The sequence below is a fragment of the Azospira sp. MPR-LB4 genome (genome assembly GCF_058809525.1).
Window position 1 is genome coordinate 1,629,943 of sequence record NZ_CM179521.1, and the last position, 22,800, is coordinate 1,652,742.

The window sequence follows — 22,800 nt, forward strand, 5'->3', positions numbered from 1 at the left end:
AAAAGGCTACCAGCGCAGCATTGAATTCCCCAACAAAACTCCTACCGCTGCAGGGATGAGCATTCCCAACAGATACCAGAAACCAATAAATGGCGCGCCGAGTTCGGGACAGTGCAGGCAATAAACGACGGCGGCAACGGCCCCGGCAAGCAGACCGGCGGCAAAACCGGCTAACCGCGGCCGGGTCGGCGCGAGGTCCTTCATCGAGCGCAACACGGCGGCAAACACCGGTACCGAGAGCATGGCGATTAGTAACGGGCAGGATTTCCACGTATCGCCAAAGAAAAGATTCGAGCGCTCCATCGGTTCTGCCTCGATCAGCGTAAAGGCAGCGATGGCCCACATACCCAAGACAGGAAGGCCGAGCGCGGCCGGCACCCAGTTGGTTTTCGCACCAGGCCGCGACAAGCGGAGCACAGCAAACAGGCTCCCTGCGGCAAGACAGGTGACAAATCCGACTTTGACCCAGAACATCGGCAGCAAGAGCGCAAGCCCGAGATCGTGACGAACCTGCAAAAGGGCGAGCATCAGTAGGGTGGCACCCGCCGCGCCCCAGCCAATGGCTAGCGCGTAGCGCTGTGCGGCGGAGGGAGCCTCGACCGCACCCGCTCCCGCGGCCAACATGGTGATCAAGTCTTCAGTTTTCATAGGGCACCTCGTATTTTCGCCGCGAGCGCCTTCAAGCCGCGGTGGACGCCAACCTTGATGGCAGATTCCGACATCCCGCTCACATCAGCCGCTTCTCTGACTGACAAACCTTCCAATTTGGTGTGCATGATCGGCAGGCGGAAATGATCGGGCAAATCGGCTAGAAGTTTGTTCAGATCGCGCCGTGCTTCGGCGGCCTCAGCATCGGCAGAGGAGAACAAATCCATGCCGTCATCCAGCGTATCATTGCGCTGTTCGTAAATAGCCCGCCGTCGGAACAGGTCGACCAGCTTGTAGCGGGCAATCGCCTGCACCCAGGCCGACAGCGGCTGGCTGGGGTCGTAGGTATGGCGCTGGTTATGCACCGCGAGCAGGGCTTCCTGCACAAGATCCTCCACTTCGTCTGGCAGGCGGATCAGTCGTTTGCGCAGGAAAGCCCGCAGATACGAACTCAACTCGCCGAGAAACGTCTGGTACGCCGCGTTGTTACCGGACAGGCCACGCACGAACAAATCCTTCAGGCGCTCTTCCTTTGCGCGAAAGCTTTCTTCTCTGTTTATTCGTTGCATGGACGCCTTTCGTTACAACTGCCGGACAAATATTGGCAGCAGATCAAAAAATATTTTGCCCGAACCCGTAACCGTTCGCCAACTCGCGACGAATTACCTCGTATAGAACGCTGCAGCAATGAGCCCCAAGTAGTTTATCGCCCAACCGACGCAAACACTAAGAGGAACGCCATGAGCAAAGAGATTTATGCCATTCATCCGCCATGGTTGCGAGTGACGCATTGGCTCTATGTTGTCGCTGTCGTCATTTTGGTGATGAGCGGCTGGCGGATCTACGATGCCTCGCCCTTCTTTCCTTTCTTCATTCCCAAGGAAATCACGCTCGGCGGCTGGCTGGGCGGGGCGCTTCAATGGCATTTCGCGGCGATGTGGCTGCTGGCGGTCAACGGTCTGATTTACCTGTTTTTCAATATCTTCAGCGGCCGCCTGTGGCACAAGTTTTTCCCGCTGTCGCTGCGGGCCATTGTCGCCGACCTGCTGGACGCGCTGAAAGGCAAGCTATCGCACGCCGACCTCAGCCATTACAACGCCTTGCAGCGGGCGGCCTACCTGTTCGCGATCGCCGACATCATCGTGATTGTCTTGTCCGGCCTGGTGCTGTGGAAGTCCGTGCAGTTTCCGATCTTGCGCGAGCTGCTCGGCGGCTATGAAGCCGCCCGCCGCGTCCACTTCATTGGTATGAGCGCCCTGGTCGCCTTTGTCGGCGTTCATGTGGCCATGGTCGCGTTGGTCCCGCGCACGCTGATCGCGATGATTCGCGGCCATTAAGGAGTCAAGCGTGTTCCCCAAAAAGAACCGCCCGATGATTGCCAACGGTGACCGCGTGCTCAAGGATGCCTTCAAGGACGTCGGCAAATACATCGAACTGCCGGCCCGCCGCGCCTTCCTGCAACGCTCGATGACTCTGGGTGGACTATCGCTGCTGACCGGGTGCGCCATCACCGACGATGAGAGCGTCGAGTCCGCCCTGCTGGCGATGTCGCGCTTCAATAACTGCGTTCAAGGCTGGTTGTTCGATCCGAACCAACTGGCGCCGATTTATCCGGAATCGATGATCACCCGCCCGTTCCCGTTCAATGCCTATTACGGCGATGACGAGGTACGCGAGGTCGATGCTGCCAGCTTCCGCCTGGAGGTCAGCGGCCTGGTCTCCGACAAGCATGCGTGGACGCTCGACGAACTGCATGCCTTGCCGCAAGTCGATCAGGTCACCCGCCACATCTGCGTCGAAGGCTGGAGCGCCATCGGCAAGTGGAGCGGCGTACCCTTCACGACCTTCCTACGCCTGGTCGGCGCAGATCTCGATGCTAAATACGTCGGTTTCAAATGTGCCGACGACTACTACACCAGCATCGACATGGCGACGGCGCTGCACCCGCAGACGCAGCTGACCCTGAGCTACGATGGACAGACGCTGCCGGCCCGCTACGGTTTCCCGATGAAGCTGCGCATGCCGACCAAGCTCGGCTACAAGAACCCTAAATACATCCAGGCGCTTTTCGTCACCAATTCCTACCCCGGGGGCTACTGGGAAGACCAGGGGTACAACTGGTTCGGCGGCAGTTGATCGTTTCGGCTGCCCTGATCACCCGGCATTTTCGCCACGCAACACTCTCATTGAGGAAAAAACCATGAAAAAGCTCGCCGCAGTAATGCTCACCTCCTGCCTTATGGTCGCCGTCGGCGCATCCTTCGCCGACGAAATGAAGAAGGATGACATGAAGAAAGACGTGATGATGAAGAAGGATGACATGGCCAAAGATGAAATGAAGAAGGACAGTATGGCCAAGGATGGCATGAAAAAGGATGCCATGAAGAAAGACGCGATGATGAAGAAGGATGGCATGACCAAGGATGAAATGAAGAAGTAAGGCGACGGCTGGCCGGTCAAAAAACGCATCTGACCGGCCCATTCACGCTTCGCCATGAGTCTCATCATGTTCAGTCAATTTCAAGAGTTGCAGCGCTGGCATTGCGTGGTCGCGCTTTCGGCCGGCTTGGCGCTTACGACGATCAATAAGCATCCCCTGCACCTTGCTAATATTCGCCGATTTGGCTGTGCTGCTGCCAGTTAAAGTAGCCACCTGTCGCCGGCAAAGTCCGGCGCATACCGTGCCCATGATCGAACTCTATACGTCGGAAGGCTGCAGCAGTTGCCGGCCGGCGGAACCCTGGCTACGCGATATGCCGCAAAGATTTGACACCGATAAACTAGTTGCACTAGCGCTGTACGTTAATTACTGGGATTACATCGGCTGGCAGGACCGCATTTACCAAATGCGAAATTTACCGAGCGTCAGCGCCAGTTGAACAGTCTGGCCGGGAGCGGCACCATCAAGACGCCCTAGGTGTTCGCCGGCATGCCGGAGTTAGCAATGGGCACGTAGTGTGACTTCGTCGGATCGAAAAGCTGCTGATCATCGCCTCCGCTGACCGGACGGCAGGTGACCGCAGCATTGCGGACCGAATTTGGAAGGTAGTCGAACGGCAGGCTTGGCCGAATTGTTCGCGTTGGCTAGACAGGCGGTTCAGCATGGAGCCGCCAATTCAACGACGGCTCCATATACGACATCAATACTTGGACCTAGCCAGCTAACTGCGGGCAATAATCACCCTCAGTCGGCGTGATCACCCGTCGAGTAGTTTGATCAACGCTCAAGGCACTTACCCGAAGGGCGAGGCACTAGTACTAGCCATAGGGCCGTCTACTTCTCAATAACCACTTGCCTTCGCAACACGTGTGACAGCAAGGGAAGCCATCGTGAGGCGATCCTGATAACGCTCGGTTGCCAGTAGGGAGCGAGCCTCAGCCCCCACCGACGATACATATAGGCGTCGTCGGGACGGCCTAGCGCGGACAACACCTATCGCATTGCGAATCAAGTCAAGCCGCCCCTCTAGGTCGACAACTAACTGCGCCAAATTTTCCTCATCCTCCTGGTTGTTTACCTCGACACCGAGTTGCTTACACTTATCCACAAGGTTTCGAACGGAGTGCTCTGCTGTCTTTCCTTTTCCTCTAACTTTCTCTTCTCCTTCTTCTTGGCTTATAGGACACTGATTTATTGAGGGTTTACTATCCTCTACAAACATATCCGGCCGCAAAGCACATTCCGGTGAATTCTTGATCGCTAATATCACCGCACCTCGAAGCTTCTGGCTACGAACTTGGGAAAAATCGCTTTGAGCTTGCCGTCGCCGAGCTTCCGTTGGAAATACGTTTTCCCGAAAGAATGAGGCCACAAAGATTTCCCCGGTTTCCTTATCCGAGAGCACATGGCTACGCCGCTCCAGATCGGCCAAACCACCTTGGAGTGCCTCTGGAGTTAGACCGGTGTCCTCACCCAACCCACCGGGGACCCAACATCCAACATGGGATTCACACCCAACCCTTAATGCAACAGCCAGGAGTTTTAGGTCAGGGACCATCTTCCGCACCTCAGGCTGCCGAAAAAAATTTCTCGGCAATAGCGATTTCGCCTTCATGCCCCCTCCTTCTCACCCTGACCAACATGTCGTTGCGATTTTCTTGGCAACGATTCTGCAGATTTCGCACGAAGGTCTTTTACCGATATCCCAAACTTCCTAGCTTCGAGCCGTTCCTTTTTTGTGGGAGCACCACGCCTAGATGGATATGTCGTATTGAAGGAATCCTCTCTTTTCTCAACGACCTGAATGCCTTGTGTCGTATCACCAAGCAACCACCCGACGACGACATCCACCGTCCATAAAAGGGTATCCCCCTTCCTTCTCCCCCTTACCGGGGCGGGGCCCGCACCCTTGTAGATTTTAGACGTCGAACATTTTAAGACTTCAGCCACCTGAACGACGGTCAACGTGACCCCGTACTTTTCGATTAGATCCTGCCGAATCTGACTCATTGCCATATTCCCTGAAATCGCCGCCCTTAACGAACTGGGATAGCAGAAGAGATGGCCATAGAAGGCCTGCCTAGCGCGGCGTAAGGCTCTCCCTGCTAGAGGGAATTGCGGGGAATAGGGAGAAGGCGATCGGACAGAGCCGGATGAGGGAGTCGTCCCATAAGAGGACGGATAGGCAATGCCAGGAGGGGCCTATGGACTCGTGCCGAGAGGGTCGTGTTGCCGTAGCGCCACGCTACAGGAAGAAACACCAGCAATAGCGCAAGGAAAGATTCTTTCTGGTCCTCACTCCGGTCTACGGAACTCCAGAGCAAATCCAGCCAGCAGAAAGCCGACCGCCAAGCTGGAGCTAATGCAAACGAAGAGTGAGTGTGCTTGCCCATGTCAAAAGAATGCCACACCGCCTGAAAAAATCAAAATTTTTCCATTAAAATCAATATCGTATAACCGGTTATACGATATTGAGGGCGGCACAAATATGGCACAGAGAAGGATGAAAAATTCACCCATAGGCTGTAAATATTTGAAACAACCGGAAATAAAAAAACCGCCTAGACGGCGGTTTTTAAAAGGAAATCCTGGTCGGGGTGAGAGGATTCGAACCTCCGACTCCTGCGTCCCGAACGCAGTACTCTACCAGGCTGAGCTACACCCCGACTCGCTCACTGCAACTTTCGGGAAAAGTCAGAAACTTCTCGTCACAGCGAAGACTGACAATTCTACCAGCGAATCTTTGTATTGAGAAGCCGGAAGCGCTTGCAGTGCGCGCACCGCCACTTCCGACTCAAGCTTGGCCTGCTTCAGGGTGTGCTCCAGAGCACCGGTGGCACGAATGGCTTCCAGCACGGCAGGGAAGTCATCCCGCCCGCCCTCCTCAATGGCGCGACGCACACAGGCAGCCTGCTCCGGAGAACCGTTCTGCATCACATAAATGAGAGGCAGGGTAGGCTTGCCTTCGGCCAGGTCGTCACCCAGATGCTTGCCGGTCTCGGCCTCGTCGGCGGAATAGTCCAGGACATCGTCCACCAGCTGGAACGCGGTCCCCAGATGCATGCCGTAAGCCGCCAAACCTTCCTCGACCTCCGGCGTCGCCCCCCCCAGGATTGCCCCCAGCCGGGCCGCCGCCTGGAACAGCTTGGCCGTCTTGTAGCGGATCACCTGCAGGTAGCGCTCTTCATCCACGTCCGCATCGTGGCAGTTCATCAACTGCAGCACCTCGCCTTCGGCGATGATGTTGGTGGCATCCGCCAGCACCTGCATGATGCGCATGTTGCCCACGGACACCATCATCTGGAAGGCGCGGGAATAAAGGAAATCGCCGACCAGCACACTGGCGGCATTGCCGAACAGGTTATTGGCCGTCTCCCGGCCACGACGCAGTTCCGACTCGTCCACCACATCGTCGTGCAACAAGGTGGCGGTGTGGATGAATTCCACCACCGCCGCCAATTCATGGTGATTGACACCCTTGTAGCCCATGGCACCGGCAGCCAGCAGCACCAGCACCGGACGCAGGCGCTTGCCGCCGCTGCTGATGATGTACTCGGCCACCTGACGAACGAGCACCACATCGGAATGCAGGCGCTGACGAATGACGGCATCCACCGACTTCATGTCGGGGCCGATCAGAGCATTGATTTTTTCGAGAGCCACGGGAACGTTTCGAGAGCGTAAAGGAAAGGACGGCCACAACAGCCGGAAAAGCAACGGCGGAGGCCTTCAGCACAGGCTCCCAGCCAAGCCGCTGCATGGTAGGCGCGCGCCCGAGGATGGTCAAGCCGCCCGGCCGGCGGACGCGGCGGCCAAAGAACGGAAGTCTTTGACGCGACGTCTAAAATCCGTATAATGCACGGTTCTTTGTTACACCCTTTGTTATCGGAGTCCCTATGTACGCGGTCATAAAAACCGGCGGCAAGCAATATCGCGTCGTCGCTGGCGAAAAACTTAAAGTAGAACAGATACCGGCAGACATCGGCGCACAAATCACTCTCGACCAGATCCTCATGGTAGGCGAAGGCGAGGCTGTGAAAATTGGCGCCCCGCTGGTTCAGGGCGCCTCTGTCCAGGCTACCGTGGTTTCCCACGGCCGCCACGACAAGGTCAAGATTTTCAAGATGCGCCGTCGGAAGCACTACCAGAAGCACCAGGGCCATCGTCAGAACTACACCGAGATCCGCATCGACGGCATCTCTGCCTGATCGAGGAGTTAATACACCATGGCACACAAAAAAGCTGGCGGTAGTTCCCGCAACGGCCGCGACTCGGAATCGAAGCGACTTGGCGTAAAGCGCTACGGCGGCCAACTGGTGGCAGCCGGTAACATTCTGGTTCGTCAGCGTGGCACCGAATTCCATCCCGGCGAAAACGTCGGCATCGGCAAGGACCACACCCTGTTCGCCCTCGTTGAAGGTCGCGTGCAATTCACCATCAAGGGTGAAAAGCGCCGCCGCACCGTGAGCATCGTTCCCGCCGCCTAACCCGCGCTTTAAGGAACCAAGGAGAGCCCTATCCTCGCGGTAGGGCTTTTCTGTTTATACCCTATGAAATTCATCGACGAAGCCAAGATCCTGGTCATCGCCGGCAAGGGCGGCAACGGCGTTGCCTCCTTCCGCCGGGAAAAATACATCCCCATGGGCGGTCCGGATGGCGGCGACGGTGGTCGCGGCGGCAGCATCTATGTCATTGCCGACCGCAACATCAACACCCTCATCGACTACCGCTACACCCGCAAATTCCTCGCCCAGAACGGCGAAAGCGGGCGGGGCGCCGATTGCTACGGCAAAGGCGGCGACGACATCATCATGCACATGCCGGTTGGCACGGTCATTAGCGATGCCGTCACCGGTGACGTACTGGCCGACCTGGACAAGGACGGCAAGAAGGTCCTGCTGGCCCAAGGCGGCCGTGGCGGCCTGGGCAACATCCACTTCAAGTCCTCCACCAACCGCGCCCCCCGTCAGTGCACCAAGGGTGAGCCGGGAGAGGAAAAAGAACTCAAGCTCGAATTGAAAGTGCTCGCCGACGTAGGCCTGCTGGGCTTACCCAATGCGGGCAAGAGCACCTTCATCCGCGCCGTATCCGCCGCCCGACCCAAAGTTGCAGACTATCCCTTCACCACCCTGCACCCCAATCTTGGCGTGGTGCGGGTCGATGACAACAAGAGCTTCGTCATTGCCGACGTCCCGGGCCTCATCGAAGGCGCAGCCGATGGCGCCGGCCTCGGAATCCGCTTCCTCAAGCACCTGGCCCGCACACGTGTGCTGCTGCACATCGTCGATATTGCCCCGATGGATCCGGACGCCGATCCGGTTGCCGACGCCATCGCCATCGTCGGCGAACTGGAAAAATACAGCCCCGAACTCGCCAGCAAGCCGCGCTGGCTGATCCTCAACAAGCTTGACCTGCTCCCCGAGGAAGAGCGCCAGGAACACGTGGGCGCCTTCTTGTCCGCCTACCGGGAAAGATCCGGTTTCGACGGGCCCGTATTCCCCATTGCCGCCATCAGCGGCGAAGGCTGCCGCCCCGTGGTCTACGCCATCCAGGCCGCCCTGGAGGAAATTAGGAAACAGGACGAGGCAGCGGAGGAGTCCGGGGAAAGCCCCCTCACCCCCTCACCAAGCGTAGACGAATGAGCCCAACCACCAGTCGTACGGCCAATGCCGGGCGCCTAGTCGTCAAGGTCGGCTCGGCCCTTGTCACCAACAATGGCGCCGGGCTCGACCTAGCCGCCATTCACGAATGGGCGCGCCAGATCGCCGAGCTCCGCCACAACGGCAAACAGGTGGTCCTGGTTTCCTCAGGCGCCATTGCCTGCGGCATGCAACGACTGGGCTGGCAGAAGCGCCCCAAGGCCGTGCACGAACTCCAGGCCGCCGCCGCCGTCGGCCAGATGGGCCTGGCCCAGGTCTATGAATCGGCCTTTAGCGCCCACGGCCTGCACACCGCCCAGATTCTGCTGACCCACGACGATCTGGCCGACCGCAAACGCTATCTGAATGCCCGGGCCACGCTGACCACGCTGCTCGAACTGGGTGTCGTCCCCATCATCAATGAGAACGACACGGTCGTTACTGACGAAATCAAATTCGGCGACAACGACACCCTGGGCGCCCTGGTCGCCAACCTGGTGGAGGCAGACTGCCTCATCATCCTGACAGACCAGCCCGGCCTCTTCACCGCCGACCCGCGCAAGGACCCTTCCGCCACCTTGATCACCTCAGCCCGCGCCGGCGACCCATCCCTGGAGGCAATGGCCGGCGGTGCCGGCACCCAGATCGGCACCGGCGGCATGATTACCAAGGTCCTCGCCGCCAAGCGGGCCGCCCGCAGCGGCGCCGACACTGTCATTGCCAGTGGCAGGGAAAAAAGCCCTCTCACCCGCCTTGCTACCGGAGAATCCGTCGGCACTCTGCTGGTCGCCGACACCCTGCCGATGACCGCCCGCAAACAGTGGCTGGCAGACCATTTGCAGCTGGCAGGAAAGCTGACGCTCGACCAGGGAGCCATCCAAGCCCTGCGCCAAGGAAAGAGTCTGCTGCCTGTAGGAGTACGGGAAGTTCACGGCGACTTCGAGCGGGGAGCCGCCGTAGCCTGCCTGGACGAAAGCGGCAGGGAGATCGCCAGGGGCCTCTGCAATTACGGCAGCAGCGAAGTTCGCCTCATCGCCAAGCACTCGTCCAGCGATATCGAGGACATCCTCGGCTACATGGAAGAGCCGGAACTCATCCATCGCGACAACATGGTCTGCCTGCACGAGAAATAGCGTTCACGACCTCAACAATAAAAAAGGCGCCCTGGAAGGCGCCTTTTTTATTGTCCACTCCCGGCGGCGCCTGGAATGAGCAAAAACAAAACGGGCACCCGAAGGTGCCCGTTTTAACAACAACTGCTTCAGGTCGTCGAAAGACGATTAGAAGGAGTGGTTGATACCCAGGTTGAACTGGGATTCGTTGTTGCCGGAACCACCGGAGGCGTGAGCCACGGTGTAAGCAGCGTTGTCGTCGTTGCTGATCTTGGAGAAAGCGGTGTACAGCTTGGTACGCTTGCTCAGCAGGTAGTCGGCACCGATAGCGAACTGCTTGGCGTCGGCGTTGTCGTTCAGCTTGTCCTTCAGGTTGTTGTAGGAAGCCTTCAGGACAACCTTGGCACCGATGGGGGCGGACACGCCGATCAGCCAGTTGCGAACCTTGTCAGCGTCGTTGCCGTTGGCTTCAACCTTGTTGGAGCCGTAAGCACCGGACAGGGCCAGCACGCCGAAGTCGTACTTACCAGCCAGGGTGTAGCTGCTCAGCTTGCCGTCAGAGCCAGCGCCGCCGATCAGGGCGTTGCCGTCCAGCTTCACCTGGTGGTAGTTCAGACCGACGGTCAGAGGACCATTGGTGTAGGTGGGAGCGATGGCGAACAGACGGTTCTGGTTGGAGGTGTTAGCAGCAGACTCCTGGTTGTCCAGGGAGTTGGTGCCGTAAGCAGCGGTCACGGACAGGCCGGAGAAGGAGGGGGACACGTAAGCAACGGTGTTGTTCACGCGGATCGGATCGTACAGACCAGCAGCGAGGGAGGAGGAAGCGAACAGGTTGTTAGCGCGACCAGCGGTACCCACGCCGAACGGATCGATCTGAGCCATCAGGGTGTAGTGGGGGGTGTAGATACGGCCACCGATCACGGTACCGAAACCACCGGTCAGCCCAACGTAGGACTGACGACCGAAGGTGCGACCTTGAGCGGAAGCGCCGTCGTCCAGGGTCAGACCCATTTCGAAGTTGAACAGAGCCTTCAGGCCGTTGCCCAGATCTTCGGTGCCCTTGAAGCCCAGACGGGAGCCGGAAGCGATACCGGAATCAAAACGGGTGTTTTGGCCGGTGGTGGTGCCGTTCAGAGCGGAACCGTTCACGGCCAGACCGAAGTCAGCAACACCGTAAACTTGCACGTTGGATTGAGCGAAAGCGGCGCCGGAAGCCAGAGCGGCAACGGCCAGAGCGATGAATTTCTTTTGCATCAGGTTTTCTCCTCTTGCAATTAGGAAAGGTAGCGTTCTTCGCCTACCCCTTTTAAATACCTCTCTTACGAGAAGTTGAGACGGATTGTGGCAAACCCACCTAGGGGGAGCAACGACAACGGCAGGATGCCGACATTCCCGCCTCAAAGTTGTTGTGTTTTTACAACACAACACTAAAAGCCAACGCCATCACCTACGCCCAAAGCCATAAGGGCCAGCCCTTCAGCCCTTGGCGAAGAGTTGTTGCAGGGCTTCCCCGGGGGACGGGCAGCGCATAAAGGCTTCGCCGACCAGGAAGGCTTCGACCTGGTTGGCTCGCATGAGGGCCACGTCCGCTGCACCCAGGATGCCGCTCTCCGTCACCACGATCCGCCCGTCACCGATCTCCGGCAGGAGGCCGAGGGTGGTCTGCAGACTGACCTCGAAGGAACGCAGGTTACGATTGTTGATACCCATCAGCGGAGTCTTCAGCTGCAAGGCCTGCTCCAGCTCCTGGCCGTCGTGGGACTCGACCAGCACCCCCATGCCCAACTCCATGGCCAGGTCTTCCATCTCCCGCATCTGCGGCAGGCTGAGGGCCGCCACAATCAACAGGATGGCATCCGCCCCCATGGCCCGGGCTTCATAGACCTGATAGGGGTCCACCAGAAAATCCTTGCGCAGCACCGGCAAAGCGCACGCGCCGCGGGCCGCCTGCAGGTATTCGGGCGCGCCCTGGAAATACTGCCGGTCCGTCAGGACCGACAGGCAGGCCGCACCGTGGGCTTCATAATCCGCTGCAATGGCGGCCGGATCGAAGTTCTCCCGGATGACGCCCTTGGAAGGACTGGCCTTCTTGATTTCCGCGATCACCGCCGATTGCCCGCCGGCAATCTTGCGGCGGATGGCCCCGACAAAATCCCGGGCCGGGTCGGCCTTGACCCGGGCTTCGGCAGCGGTGCGAACGGCGGCCAGAGGCATGGCAGGCAGGGCGGCAGCCACCTCTTCCCGCTTGGTGGCGAGAATCTTGTCGAGGATGTCGCTCATGGGGCTACCTCGGTAAAGCGCACGAATTCGTCCAGCTTGGCCCGGGCGGCACCGCAGGCAATGGCATCCAGCGCCTTTTCCACCCCCTGGGCCATGGAGTCGGCCAGGCCGGCCACATACAGGCTGGCTCCGGCGTTCAGGGCCACGATATCCCGGGCCGGACCGTGACGCCCCTCCAGGGCCGCCAGCACCATGGTCTTGGACTCTTCCACATTGCCCACCCGGATCACCCGGGGATCGTGCACCGGCAGGTTGAAATCCTCCGGATGGATCTCGTACTCATGGATGCGTCCATCCTTCAGTTCGCCAATCAGGGTGCGGCCGGAATTGGAAATCTCATCCAGACCATCCACGCCGAAGACGGTGAAGGCCCGCTGGGAACCCAGGCGCTGCAGCACCCGGATGAGGATGCCCACCAGATCGGCATGGAACACCCCCAGCACCTGGCGCTCGGCGCCGGCCGGGTTGGTCAGGGGCCCGAGGATGTTGAAGATGGTGCGCACCCCCAGTTCGCGTCGCACCGGGGCCGCATGCTTCATGGCGCCATGATGGTTGGGAGCGAACATGAAGCCGATACCCACCGTATCGATACATTCGGCAATGCGCTCCGGCGGCAGGTTGAGGTTCACGCCCAGGGCTTCCAGCACGTCCGCCGAGCCGCTCTTGGAGGAAACGGAACGACCGCCGTGCTTGGCCACCTTGGCCCCGGCGGCAGCGCAGACGAACATGGAGGAGGTGGAGACATTGAAGGTATGGGCGCCGTCACCGCCGGTGCCCACGATGTCCACCACGGCGGACGGGTCCCGCACCGGCACCTTGGTGGCGAACTCGCGCATCACCTGGGCGGCGGCAGCGATTTCACCGATGGTTTCCTTCTTCACCCGCAGGGCCGTGGTGATGGCGGCGATCATCACCGGACTCATTTCGCCGGACATGATCTGGCGCATCAGCTCCAGCATTTCGTCGTGGAAGATTTCCCGGTGCTCGATGCAGCGGGTCAAGGCTTCTTGCGGGCTCATTTGGCGTGCTCCTTGAGGAAGTTCTGCAACATGTCGTGGCCGTGTTCGGTGAGGATGGATTCGGGGTGGAACTGGACCCCTTCCACCGCCAGGGTCTTGTGCCGCACCCCCATGATTTCGCCGTCGTCGGTCCAGGCAGTGATCTCCAGGCAGTCCGGCAGGCTTTCCCGCTCGATGGCCAGGGAGTGGTAGCGGGTACAGGTCACCGGATTGGGCAAGCCCTTGAAAACGCCCTGATCATTGTGATGCACGGGCGAAGTCTTGCCGTGCATCAGCTTCTTGGCATGCACGATGCGCCCGCCGAAGGCCTCGCCGATGGACTGGTGGCCCAGGCACACGCCCAGCAGGGGAATCTTGCCGGCGAATTCGCGGATGGCCGCCAGGGAAACCCCCGCCTGCTGGGGCGCACAGGGCCCCGGGGAAATCACCAGATAGTCCGGATCGAGGCGGGTGATCTCGCCCAGGGTGATGGCGTCGTTGCGATAGACGCGCACATCCTGGCCCAGCTCGCCGAAGTACTGGACGATGTTGTAGGTGAAGCTGTCGTAGTTGTCGATCATTAGCAGCATTTTAGGGCTATCTCCTTGAATCTATTAGCCCCTGCCACTGTGATCTGAAAATCTTATCCGGCTGCTTATCCGGTTTTTCTGACGCTGCCCCTTTTTCGGGGCCGGCTGGGGTTGAAACAATCTCTCTGCGAATCGCGCATTATCGCCCGTCCTACCACAGCCGGCAAGAAAAGGAAAAGGGGCCTTGCGGCCCCTTACCCATAGTGACTGAATTAGTCACCGTCGATGCTATGTAGTCCAGCTTCCTCGATCATCCTTTCCACTTTTCCCGGCTCAACATCTCCAGGATCAAAACACCCTAGCCGATACATGCGGCCTCGATACAGGTAGCTCGTCTCTTTGTACTCGTAGCGCTTACCGTCGCCTCCGTCCCATATGACGGATCGTCCATGCTTGATAGAAACCACCTTCCCGTCTGCCGGTCCGCCAATTAAGAGCCATTGAGCATTCATCGTCGTTGCTTTCGCGGTTTGTTGAGCAATAACGCTAATTATGCCGCCTGCGGCTGTCCGTCGTTCGCTGCCTCACGGCCGGCGCGCCGCATGATCCAGGCCTGCACGTCGGACTCGATCCAGCCCGAGGCATGCTTGCCGAGCTTCACCTGCTTCGGGAAGTCGCCCTCCTTGATCAGCTTATAGACGGCGGACTTCTTCAGCCCGACCTTCTCCAGCACTTCGGGCAAACGGATGATTTTGTCGTTGGGGCTCACTTGGCTTCCTCCTTCGTCATGCACACTTGTTGATCCTGCGTTCCAGCCGGCGGCCGATCACGTCGTGCTCGATCGCGCAGCTCGCAAAGGGAATGTCGTCGCCGAGGTCGTCGAAACTGCCGCTCGACGCCGGCGGGCGCCGGGCCGGGCCACCGCCGCCGGAATTGCCCTGACGCGGCGCCGGCGCGCTGCCGCTGTCGCCCGCGCTCTGGCCACGGCCGCCGAGCATCTGCATGGAATCGGCCTCGATCTCGGCGAGCTTCCGGTAGAAGACGACGCGGTGCCACTCGGTGACCTCGCGCTTCTCGCCGCTGTTCTTGTCCTTGTAGCTGTCCGTGGTGGCCAGCCGAATGCTGCAGATGGCATCGCCGCCCTGGGTGTAACGAGTCTCCGGGTCGGCCCCCAGATTGCCGATGAGGATCACCTTATTGACGCTGGCCATTACGCCGCACCTCCGAATAGATCGCCCTGCACCGGCAGGGCGGGTTTAACTGCCATCGCCCGGCGGCGGGCATTTGCAGCCCAGCCGAGCAGTACGAAAGAGAAGCCGCGGGCGCGGCCGGTGAAGTGCCGGGATTGGGCCAGATAGACCCGGGCGGCGTGGATGCTGGCGGCGCGGTCGGTCATGGCTGCACCTCTGGGTAGCCGTCATGCTGCACGCCGTCGAGCAGGCGCCCGGCAGACTTCTTTCCGGCGCGATACACGACCTCGTCCCCCTTGAAAATATCGACGCCTTCACTTGGGTCGAGGGCTCGACCAAAAACAGAGAGCCACCGTTCTTCGAGCTTTCTGCCTTCGTCGTCGCTGATAGCATCTGCTGGCGCCCATTCCCCCCACTGCTTGAACAGGAACGGCACACCTGCCGCCTTGCACTGGTTACGCAGCGAAGTCACCCAAGCCGGGTGCATCGGCCGAGCCTTTGGTCCTGACTCGCCGCCGACAACGACCCAATCTATCCCGCGACCGGTCTCCCAAGGGTCAGCCTCCGTGAAGACGCAAGCCCCGAGCCGATGATGAATATCAACATGTCCGAGCAGCGGCTCCATGCTCAACCAACGTACCTTGGCCGGGACCTTCAGCAGCTTCGGAATGTCGCGGTCCGCCTCCTCCTGATTGCACACGGTGACGCCAAGCCATACCCGGTCGCAGATCATGTCGAACATCAGGCCGTCGCCAGAACACATCGGCAGCACGTTGCCGACGCGCTTCGTTACCAGCAGCCAATCGAGGTGCGGCGTCTTGGCGATCAGGGAGAACAGGTCCATGCGCCAAGCGGTCGGGACGGCGTTGTCGAACACGTCGGCCAGCGAAGCGCAGAACACGCGGTAGCGGACACCAAGGCGCTCGGCCTCGGCGTTCCACGCCAGCGGCTTACGCCAGTTCGCCGGCGAGCTGCGGCGGCGCTCGGTGCCAGGCCCCCACTGCACGAGGCCGGAGCGCTTCGCCCAGCCTTCTGCATAGCAGTGGTCACAGCCCGGGCCGACTTTCTGGCAGCCGTACCATGGGTTGAAGGTGTGGTGCGCCCACTCGATCTTCGTGTTCTCACCCATGATGCACCCCTTGCGCCACGGACAGCGCCACCGCCACCGGCCGCACCCAGATCGGCGCCGCCGACAGAATGAAGGTTTCACCGGACCACGCCAGCAGCAGGGTGGTGCCCATCACGCCGGCGATGGCCTCGGCCGCATCCGGCGGCACGGCGTTGCCGATGCGCTCGCGCCAGTCGCTGTCGGACAGGCCGTCCAGCTCCAGGTACTCCTCCGGATCGACGAGGCTCTGCAGGGCCGCCAGCTCCAGCGTGGTGAAAGGCCGGTGCCACGTGCCGTCGAGGGCGCGGATCACCGCGACCAGCTTGTCGGCCGCTGCCGGCATGCGCGGGTCTGCGACCGACCACCGGCCGTTGTCGTGGCAGGCTGCCGCCGACACGGCGCCGCTCGGTTCCTCCCAGCGGGCGACGCCATAGTGGCCGCCGGTCAGGTAGTGGTCGCCCTTGCCGCGCTCCAGACTCGGGCGAGGATCCGCGACGGCATAGGCGCCCTGCCCGGTGGTGCTGCCGGAAATCACGGTACCGGCGGCATCATCCCAGCCGGTGACCATGTACTTGCCGAAGCCCTCGCCGGCGCGGCGGGGGTCGGCAACGCACTGGCCGGAGCCGTGGGCGCCGGTGACGGCGCAGGCCTCGCGGCTCCACGGCACGATGCGGAACTCGTTGCTGTGCTTGTCCGGGCCGTAGTGGCGCGGATCGGCCACCGAGAAACCGCCCTGGATCGGCGAGCGCTGCCCGGTGACCGTGCCGGTCGATTCGTTCCAGGCGCGGACGCCGAGCTGGCCATACTCGCCGCCGGCGGGGAAGCGCGGATCGGCGACGGAGAAGTTGCCATTGGTGGCCCGGCTGTGACCGGCCACGGTGCCCGACGGCTCGTCCCATTTATTCACGCCCAGGAAGCCGCGGTGGTACTCCGGCACGATCAGGTAGTCGCGCAGGACACCGTCCTCGACCGCCAGCTTGTTCAGGCTGCGCCAGTCGCTGCCCGCCTCCACGAACGCCAGCCGCACCCAGGTCTTCCACTGGAGCTGCGGGACGCGATGCATCGGGCCGCCGGCCGGCTCGCCCGGTAGCGGCATGCGCTCCAGCACGGTGCCCACGGCCGCGAGGCTCTTTTTCTCCGGCTCGTACAGGAAGGGCGGGACCTTCTCGACGTGACGCGCCACCAGCAGGAAGCGCTTGCGGCTCTGCGCCAGGCCGCCGATCTCGCCGCAGTCGTGCGTCGTCTCTGCCACCGCGTAGCCGTAGGCGCGCAGCAGCTCGCCGATCTGGTCGAGCAGGTGCCGGCCGCGGTTGGCGATGCGGGGCACGTTCTCGAAGATGATCAGCTCGGGCGGCTCGTCGGCGAAGGCTTCCAGCATCAGCCACACCCCGCGCACCGTCAGCCGGTTCAGCGCCTGATACTTGGCCGTGCGGCTCCGGTTCTCGGAGAGCAGCCCGGAGAAGCCCTTGCAGGGGGCGGACAGGAAGACGATGTGCGGATACTCGCCGCCGGCCGCCGCCCGGATGTCCGCCGTGGATGCCTCGCGCCAGCCCGCCGGCGGCTCCATGCCGTGGAAGTCCATGAACTGGCTGCGGTCGAACAGGTCCAGCACCGTGCCGCGGGAGCCGGTCATGCGCTCGAAGTCGCGGATGGCCGGAGCATCGACGTCGATCCCGCCGATGCAGCGGAACTTGCCGACCATGTTCCCGACCCTTGGCGATGCCTTGTTGAAGCCCTTGGCACCGCCGCCGAGGCCACAGAACAGGTGGAAGTGGCGGATTTCGCGCACGTCGTCGGGGGCGAGAGTGAAGGCGTCGCGCTTCATGTCAGTACGCCTTCCCGCCGTCGGCAAGCCTGTTCTCCGGCTTGTGGTCGGCGCGCTTCGCGTTGTAGGCGAGCTTCTCGGCGATGGCGCCGCCGATGTCCAGCCCGAACCCACCGGCCAAGTCGAAGATGCGGATCGCCGCATCGGCCAACTCGACCTCAAGCATGGGTCGGTGCGGCAGCTTGTCGTCCATGAGCCCTTTGCGGTGGCCTTCCATGGCCTCACTGATCTCGCTATGGATCAGGCACAGAAGCTCGGGCACGTTGCGCTTGCCGCGCATGTCCTCGCCGGTTCGCAGATCGTGCCACCAGCCGGCCGCATAGGCAGCGCCATGGCATGCATCAACGAGGCGGGCGCCGCACCATGCTGTCGCCGTTGCCGCCGCGTCATCCTTGTGGCCGCTGCCGCCGCAGACCGGGCAAGCAACAGCTTCGCGCTCGGCCATGCGTTCCTCGTTTTTCCCGTCGTTGATGAACACGACGTGGCCTCGATATTCGGCGAATGCACGCCCCTCTGCCGATGCCTTCTCGACGGCATCGCGCAACTCCTGGCTGATCGCCTGGACAAGACCTGCCTCGCGCATCAGCATCGCCTTCGCTCGCAGGTCGCCCGCCAGCAGCGGATAGTCCTCGGAGCAGGAGGCCGCATAGGCCATCAGCGCCCGGTATGCGTGGGGGTCGTGAGAGAGGTCCAGCACGAAGTACTCGCAGCCATCGTGCTTCTCGCCCGGCTGGTCGCGGCCATCGGTGCGGCGCACGATGAACTTGCCGTAAAGGCCCTTTGTCTGGTCGCCCATCATGCTGCCTCCTTGATTTGCCCGGCGGCGCCGTTGTCGATCCAGTGCGCTCCGATCCGCTCGGGGAGCTGGGCCGGGAGCGCCTTCAGGGTGCCGAACAGCAAGGCGGTCTCGATGTCGCCGTCCTCGGCCATGCCGTCGAGCCAGTACAGCAGGTCCTCGCGGCCTTTGAGGTCCAGCACGTCGAAGCGGTCCAGCACCAGCAGCTTGACGCCGGCGAGGAAGGACACGGCCTCGGCGATCATGGCGTCGGTACGCCACTTCTCGGACTCGGAGATCAGGGCGTAATCGCGCAGCCCGTAGGTGATCCGCATGTCGGAGTGGATGACGACCTGCTCCCACTCGGCGAAGCCGGCGGACACGTGCAGGCGGTCGTTGATCGGCCCCAGCGCCTCGGCGAGGATTTCGCCCGGGATGCCATCGGGGGCCAGCGCGTCGGCGATGTCGGTCCAAGCCAGAACGTCCGCATGCAGCGCCGCGGCCTGGTCGATGACGGCTTGCCGACGGGCGGCCTGTTCGGCCACGGCGCGGTACTTGTCCGCGTCGGCGCGCCAGCCGTCCCGCTTCTCGGTCAGCTCGGCGACCTTGGCCTGCAGCGGCTCCAGGTCGATGGACTCGGCCGCTTCCTCGTCCAGCTCCTTCAGCTTAGCGGCGGCTTGCTCGGCAGCGGCGAGGTCGCGCTTGTCGTTGGCGACAGCGCTCTGCACCAAGGACAGGGCCTTCTCGTACTCGGGCAGCTTTGCCACGGCCTCGGCGTCGGGCTGCGCCGGCGCGTCGCCGACGACCGGCTCGCCGTGCAGCTTCCGGTACTCGGCCAGGTGGGCCGCGGCGCGGTTGAGCAGGGACGAATCCCACTCGACCTCGGGATGGTTGCAGGTCAGCTCGACGAACTCGGCCGTCACGCTGGCCAGCCCGCGCAGAAGGAACTCGCCCGGGGCCTTGGGATTGACCGGCGCGACGCCGGCCTTCGCCCGGGTTTCATCGACCTTGGCCTGCCATTCCGCGACCTCGGCTTCGTCGCGTTGCAGCTTGGCCTTGATGCGATCGATTCGCCCGGCCTTCTCGGCCAGGTCGTCGCGCTGGGCGGCCATCTGCTGGCGGGCCTGCACCTTGTCCTTGGCGGCCCCCAGCGCCTGCTGGGCGGCGCCGAGCTCCTGCTCGACCTCCTTCATCTTGACCACGGCGTTTTCGTGCCGGGTTCCCGCCTTCTCGGCGTCGGCCGGCAGCGGAGCCGGCTGCCACTTCGGCGCCTTGTCCTTGCCCCAGGTCTCGCCGCCGGTCGCGGTCTTCCAGCTGGCCTTGGCGTCGCGGGCCTTGGCTGCCGCTTCCTTCTGGGCCGCGTCGAATCCGGCGCGCAGGAAGGGGGCGATCTGCTCGACCTTCTTCCCGTCGAGGCCCTTGTCGAGCATGCGCTGGGTGACGCTGGCGCCGTCCAACTTGACGCCCATCAGGCCGAACAAGAAGGTGCGGCGCTCCTTGTCGTCCATACGGGCGAAGCGCTGGGCGTCGAGGACGAAGGGCAGCATCGGGTTCTCGCTGTGGAGGCCCTTGCCGGACGGAAGCACCACCGAGTACGAGGCGTCGGCGGTTTCGACTTCGACGAAGCCGGACTCCTGCCCTTCGGTGACGAGGGCGCCGTAGTCCTTCTTGAGGCCGACGCGGACGGACTCGCCGGTCATGGCCATGCGAATGGCTTCCTGCAGGCTGGACTTGCCGGCGCCGTTCTTGCCGGCGAACAGCGTCACCGGCTTGGGCAGCTGCACATCGATGGCGCGAGCGCCGAGGACGTTGCTGGTTTGGATTGAGGTGATTTTCATGCTCTCGCTCCTTGGGCGATGGCGGGGATGTCGCGGACGATGGAGGCAATCGCTGCGGCAAGCTCTTCCGGAGAGTCGGCCGAAATCACACCGGAAACGACGTGCACACATTCAGCCTCATCGTTGTCGGGGATCGCGTCAGCCGGGCAATCGATGCCCAGCTCCTTGCCGAGCTTTTCCAGCATCTGCTTTGCACGAAACAGCTCCGGGCCAACGAGGCCAGCTTGGCGCTGCAGCGGAACGCCCTTCATCTGGATACGGGGCGCATTGACCAGCCGCTCGTGGGCGAGGCGCACCAGCTCGCGCATGGTGTCGACCTCGTCGTTGTGCAGCTCAATGGTCAGGCGGTTGTGGCGGTAGGCTTCCATGGTCAGGCCGCCTTCTGGTCGTTGCTGTCGTCGTTGGCGGCGTTCTCTTCGTTCCAGGTCTTCCAGCCGCGAATCCACTCGATGACCAGCTCGCTGCGGATGATCGGGCAGTCGCTCTCGGGCTTGCCGTCGGCCGCGGCCTGGTAGCCTTCCTCGAAGGTCTTCTGCAGCTCTTCCTCGGTCGGGGTCGTGTCGCCGGGGGCGGGCAGGCCGAGGACTTCGCCATCGATCACTTCGCCGTTTCCTTCGCCGTCGTCCATACCGCCACCGTCGTTGTCGTGGTACTCGTGGCCGAGGTCCATGGCGCGCTGGTCGTCCTCGCCCTGCACGTCGTTCATGCCGCCGGTGTGGTCGGCGGCGTTTGCCACCACGACCAGGACGGACTTGCCGGCGACTTCGTACAGCTCGTGCAGGTTGGCGGCGCCAGTGCCGAACTTCACCACGGCCTTGACGCCGTCCTTGATGGTGATCTGGTCGAGATCGCCGGCCACCACGGTGCGGCCCTCGGCGGCCAGCATGTGCACGGCCATCTTGACGTTGGTCTCCACGCGGTTGCGGAGGCGGTCGATGATGTCGTCCTGCTTCTTCTTCGAGAGCTTCGGCCAGGGTTCCGGCAGCAGCTTCAGCTCCATCACGAGGGCCTGCAGCAGGTCTTTGCCGATGGTGTCGGCGGTCATGTTGCGGAAGTCTTGAGGTGCGTTCATGGTTCGGTGTCCTTTCGGTTATTCGTCGTTGGCAATGCGTTCGAGGTGTTCCTGCTGGGCGTCGCTGATGAACATGCGGCGCCCGTATTCGGCGTAGCGGGCCTTCATGTCCGCCACGAACGACTCTTCCCAATCGTTCGCGGCGTTCATGCGCGCGCCTTCGAGCAGACCCTCGAATTCCTTTTCCTCGTAGAGGCCCTGGACGCGCTGGCTCATGGGTTACTCGATCCCGAGGCCGCCCTGGCCGCGTTCGCGGCGCTGGCGCTGCTGGGGCTGCTGGGCGTTGGCTATGGCCTGCTCGACGGCCTTCTGCTGGCCTTCCGGCAGGCTTCGGGCCATGTCTCGGGCCAAGTCGAAATCGCCGGCCTTCACGGCGGCGGTTGCGTCTTCGAAGCTCGGGCCATCCTGCTGCTGGGATTGGCCGCCCTGCTGCTCGACGGTGCTCAGCGCGTCGTCGTCCGGATCGGCGACCACCGTCGCCGGGGCGTCGATGATTTCGCCGGTGCTGGTGTCGACGTTGTCCGGCGCCTTCGCCGCTTCAGCAGCAGGGCCGGCCTTGAGGCTTTCCACATCGACGGAATAGCCGCCGCGACCGTCCGGAGTCGCGTCGATCACGATGTCCTGCATTTCCTCGACGGTCTGCAGGCCCATCAGCAGCTCGGGGGCGTAGAGCTTCCCGAAGAACGAGGCGGTCCTGTAGCGCAGCATGACCTCGGGCATCGTCTGCCACTTGCTTCCGTTCTTGCCGTACCAGCCTTCCTTGACGGCCATTTCGATATTGACGGCCGGCGACGTGATGCGCTCGCCGGTTTCGCGCTCGATCGCCCAGGCGATGCACTCCAAGTTCTGGACGGTGGCCTTGTGCTTGGTGGTTTGGCGCTCGCGATTCACCCACTTGGTCACCTCGTACTCGACCTCCTTCTCGCCGAGGTTCTTCAGCTCGAAGCGCAGCGGGGAGAACCGGCCGCAGCCGTTGATCGCGGCGATAATCCACTGCGACGACCAGCTGGGGCGCCCTTCGACGATGTACAGGTTCTGCATGACCATCAGCGGGTCGGCGCCCATGCGCTGCGCCATGTTGAGTGACACGACGCAGTTGGCTAGGGCGTTCGGGTTTTCGCCCTTCTTGTCGTCGTAGGCGCGGTAGGCCGCCGGCACCAGCGTGCTGCTGGAAAGGAGCTTGGCGGCGCGCTGCATGAGCTCGAAGGACTGGAGGGAGCCAAAGCCGGGGGCGACGGCTGGCATGCTTGCCTCACGCGGGGCCACTTGCTGCTGGCGCATCGCGGCGAGGTCGGCGGTGTTGGTCTGTGCGTTCATGGTGGTGCGGGTCTCCGTGGTTGGTGGA

28 protein-coding genes and 1 tRNA gene are annotated in these 22,800 nt (G+C 62.1%); 8 read left to right on the top strand and 21 right to left on the bottom strand.

Annotation, left to right across the window (positions count from 1 at the left end):
* Window positions 1–6 precede the first annotated feature (6 nt).
* Together AC3QLZ_RS07455 and AC3QLZ_RS07460 are read right to left on the bottom strand one after the other, a co-directional pair.
* Window positions 7–648: a DUF1109 domain-containing protein gene (locus AC3QLZ_RS07455; protein ID WP_014235278.1), complete on the bottom strand. Its 642-nt coding sequence runs from the start codon at window positions 646–648 to the stop codon at window positions 7–9.
* Window positions 645–1,217, bottom strand: a complete 573-nt coding sequence (locus AC3QLZ_RS07460) for a sigma-70 family RNA polymerase sigma factor (protein ID WP_014235279.1) — start codon at window positions 1,215–1,217, stop codon at window positions 645–647. Before AC3QLZ_RS07460 ends, AC3QLZ_RS07455 begins: the two co-directional genes overlap by 4 nt.
* 171 nt (window positions 1,218–1,388) lie before the next feature.
* Here AC3QLZ_RS07460 and AC3QLZ_RS07465 point away from each other — a divergent pair, with 171 nt between their 5' ends.
* The 4 genes from AC3QLZ_RS07465 (at window position 1,389) to AC3QLZ_RS07480 (ending at window position 3,527) form a co-directional block, all read left to right on the top strand.
* On the top strand, window positions 1,389–1,985 hold the full coding sequence (locus AC3QLZ_RS07465; RefSeq protein WP_014235280.1) for a cytochrome b/b6 domain-containing protein: 597 nt from the start codon (window positions 1,389–1,391) through the stop codon (window positions 1,983–1,985).
* A gap of 10 nt (window positions 1,986–1,995) precedes the next feature.
* Window positions 1,996–2,784 carry a molybdopterin-dependent oxidoreductase gene (locus AC3QLZ_RS07470; RefSeq protein WP_014235281.1) on the top strand — a complete coding sequence of 263 codons (789 nt, stop codon included), beginning with the start codon at window positions 1,996–1,998 and terminating at the stop codon, window positions 2,782–2,784.
* Between the two features lie 64 nt (window positions 2,785–2,848).
* Entirely contained in the window at window positions 2,849–3,088 is a 240-nt protein-coding gene (locus AC3QLZ_RS07475) for a pentapeptide MXKDX repeat protein (protein ID WP_014235282.1), read from the top strand.
* A gap of 247 nt (window positions 3,089–3,335) precedes the next feature.
* Window positions 3,336–3,527, top strand: coding sequence for a DUF1223 domain-containing protein (locus AC3QLZ_RS07480; RefSeq protein WP_083833894.1), 192 nt, complete (start codon window positions 3,336–3,338; stop codon window positions 3,525–3,527).
* A 402-nt stretch (window positions 3,528–3,929) separates the two neighbouring features.
* Here AC3QLZ_RS07480 and AC3QLZ_RS07485 read toward each other — a convergent pair whose 3' ends face one another.
* From AC3QLZ_RS07485 to ispB, 4 genes are all read right to left on the bottom strand, one after another.
* Window positions 3,930–4,703: a hypothetical protein gene (locus tag AC3QLZ_RS07485; RefSeq protein WP_014235283.1), complete on the bottom strand. Its 774-nt coding sequence runs from the start codon at window positions 4,701–4,703 to the stop codon at window positions 3,930–3,932.
* The gene (locus AC3QLZ_RS07490) at window positions 4,700–5,098 is read right to left on the bottom strand and encodes a hypothetical protein (RefSeq protein WP_157870562.1); all 399 of its coding nucleotides are present in this window, start codon (window positions 5,096–5,098) and stop codon (window positions 4,700–4,702) included. The genes AC3QLZ_RS07485 and AC3QLZ_RS07490 overlap by 4 nt, the downstream gene beginning before the upstream one ends.
* A 579-nt stretch (window positions 5,099–5,677) precedes the next feature.
* Window positions 5,678–5,754 (bottom strand) — tRNA-Pro (locus tag AC3QLZ_RS07495).
* A 28-nt stretch (window positions 5,755–5,782) separates the two neighbouring features.
* A complete protein-coding gene (ispB, locus tag AC3QLZ_RS07500; protein ID WP_014235284.1) occupies window positions 5,783–6,751 on the bottom strand; it encodes an octaprenyl diphosphate synthase in 969 nt (322 codons plus the stop codon).
* Window positions 6,752–6,984: 233 nt separating this feature from the next.
* Between ispB and rplU the strand changes: the two genes are divergently transcribed.
* The 4 genes from rplU (at window position 6,985) to proB (ending at window position 9,860) form a co-directional block, all read left to right on the top strand.
* Entirely contained in the window at window positions 6,985–7,296 is a 312-nt protein-coding gene (gene rplU / locus AC3QLZ_RS07505) for a 50S ribosomal protein L21 (protein WP_014235285.1), read from the top strand.
* A gap of 18 nt (window positions 7,297–7,314) precedes the next feature.
* Window positions 7,315–7,575, top strand: coding sequence for a 50S ribosomal protein L27 (rpmA, locus tag AC3QLZ_RS07510; RefSeq protein ID WP_014235286.1), 261 nt, complete (start codon window positions 7,315–7,317; stop codon window positions 7,573–7,575).
* Between the two features lie 63 nt (window positions 7,576–7,638).
* Complete coding sequence (gene cgtA / locus AC3QLZ_RS07515; protein WP_014235287.1) at window positions 7,639–8,730, top strand: Obg family GTPase CgtA; 1,092 nt, start codon at window positions 7,639–7,641, stop codon at window positions 8,728–8,730.
* Window positions 8,727–9,860 (top strand): glutamate 5-kinase, encoded by a 1,134-nt coding sequence (gene proB, locus AC3QLZ_RS07520; RefSeq protein ID WP_014235288.1) that lies wholly within the window; start codon window positions 8,727–8,729, stop codon window positions 9,858–9,860. The genes cgtA and proB overlap by 4 nt, the downstream gene beginning before the upstream one ends.
* Before the next feature lie 147 nt (window positions 9,861–10,007).
* Here proB and AC3QLZ_RS07525 read toward each other — a convergent pair whose 3' ends face one another.
* The 15 genes from AC3QLZ_RS07525 to AC3QLZ_RS07595 form a co-directional block, all read right to left on the bottom strand.
* A complete protein-coding gene (locus tag AC3QLZ_RS07525; protein WP_014235289.1) occupies window positions 10,008–11,093 on the bottom strand; it encodes a porin in 1,086 nt (361 codons plus the stop codon).
* Window positions 11,094–11,315: 222 nt separating this feature from the next.
* A complete protein-coding gene (trpC, locus tag AC3QLZ_RS07530; protein WP_014235290.1) occupies window positions 11,316–12,119 on the bottom strand; it encodes an indole-3-glycerol phosphate synthase TrpC in 804 nt (267 codons plus the stop codon).
* Complete coding sequence (gene trpD, locus AC3QLZ_RS07535) at window positions 12,116–13,138, bottom strand: anthranilate phosphoribosyltransferase (RefSeq protein ID WP_014235291.1); 1,023 nt, start codon at window positions 13,136–13,138, stop codon at window positions 12,116–12,118. The genes trpC and trpD overlap by 4 nt, the downstream gene beginning before the upstream one ends.
* Window positions 13,135–13,707 carry an aminodeoxychorismate/anthranilate synthase component II gene (locus AC3QLZ_RS07540; RefSeq protein ID WP_014235292.1) on the bottom strand — a complete coding sequence of 191 codons (573 nt, stop codon included), beginning with the start codon at window positions 13,705–13,707 and terminating at the stop codon, window positions 13,135–13,137. Before AC3QLZ_RS07540 ends, trpD begins: the two co-directional genes overlap by 4 nt.
* Window positions 13,708–14,197: 490 nt before the next feature.
* On the bottom strand, window positions 14,198–14,416 hold the full coding sequence (locus AC3QLZ_RS07545; RefSeq protein WP_492783549.1) for a helix-turn-helix transcriptional regulator: 219 nt from the start codon (window positions 14,414–14,416) through the stop codon (window positions 14,198–14,200).
* A gap of 16 nt (window positions 14,417–14,432) precedes the next feature.
* The gene (gene ssb, locus AC3QLZ_RS07550) at window positions 14,433–14,858 is read right to left on the bottom strand and encodes a single-stranded DNA-binding protein (protein WP_492783550.1); all 426 of its coding nucleotides are present in this window, start codon (window positions 14,856–14,858) and stop codon (window positions 14,433–14,435) included.
* Window positions 14,858–15,043, bottom strand: coding sequence for a hypothetical protein (locus AC3QLZ_RS07555; protein WP_492783551.1), 186 nt, complete (start codon window positions 15,041–15,043; stop codon window positions 14,858–14,860). Before AC3QLZ_RS07555 ends, ssb begins: the two co-directional genes overlap by 1 nt.
* Window positions 15,040–15,966 carry a phage Gp37/Gp68 family protein gene (locus tag AC3QLZ_RS07560; protein WP_492783552.1) on the bottom strand — a complete coding sequence of 309 codons (927 nt, stop codon included), beginning with the start codon at window positions 15,964–15,966 and terminating at the stop codon, window positions 15,040–15,042. Before AC3QLZ_RS07560 ends, AC3QLZ_RS07555 begins: the two co-directional genes overlap by 4 nt.
* Window positions 15,959–17,770, bottom strand: coding sequence for a DNA cytosine methyltransferase (locus AC3QLZ_RS07565; protein WP_492783553.1), 1,812 nt, complete (start codon window positions 17,768–17,770; stop codon window positions 15,959–15,961). Before AC3QLZ_RS07565 ends, AC3QLZ_RS07560 begins: the two co-directional genes overlap by 8 nt.
* Window position 17,771: 1 nt before the next feature.
* Entirely contained in the window at window positions 17,772–18,569 is a 798-nt protein-coding gene (locus AC3QLZ_RS07570) for a hypothetical protein (RefSeq protein WP_492783554.1), read from the bottom strand.
* On the bottom strand, window positions 18,566–20,383 hold the full coding sequence (locus tag AC3QLZ_RS07575; RefSeq protein ID WP_492783555.1) for an AAA family ATPase: 1,818 nt from the start codon (window positions 20,381–20,383) through the stop codon (window positions 18,566–18,568). Before AC3QLZ_RS07575 ends, AC3QLZ_RS07570 begins: the two co-directional genes overlap by 4 nt.
* Window positions 20,380–20,751, bottom strand: a complete 372-nt coding sequence (locus AC3QLZ_RS07580; protein WP_492783556.1) for a hypothetical protein — start codon at window positions 20,749–20,751, stop codon at window positions 20,380–20,382. Before AC3QLZ_RS07580 ends, AC3QLZ_RS07575 begins: the two co-directional genes overlap by 4 nt.
* Window positions 20,752–20,753: 2 nt before the next feature.
* Window positions 20,754–21,455, bottom strand: a complete 702-nt coding sequence (locus AC3QLZ_RS07585; protein WP_492783557.1) for a ribosome modulation factor — start codon at window positions 21,453–21,455, stop codon at window positions 20,754–20,756.
* Window positions 21,456–21,473: 18 nt separating this feature from the next.
* Window positions 21,474–21,671 (bottom strand): hypothetical protein, encoded by a 198-nt coding sequence (locus AC3QLZ_RS07590; protein ID WP_492783558.1) that lies wholly within the window; start codon window positions 21,669–21,671, stop codon window positions 21,474–21,476.
* A gap of 3 nt (window positions 21,672–21,674) precedes the next feature.
* Window positions 21,675–22,772 carry a recombinase family protein gene (locus AC3QLZ_RS07595; protein ID WP_492783559.1) on the bottom strand — a complete coding sequence of 366 codons (1,098 nt, stop codon included), beginning with the start codon at window positions 22,770–22,772 and terminating at the stop codon, window positions 21,675–21,677.
* Window positions 22,773–22,800 lie beyond the last annotated feature (28 nt).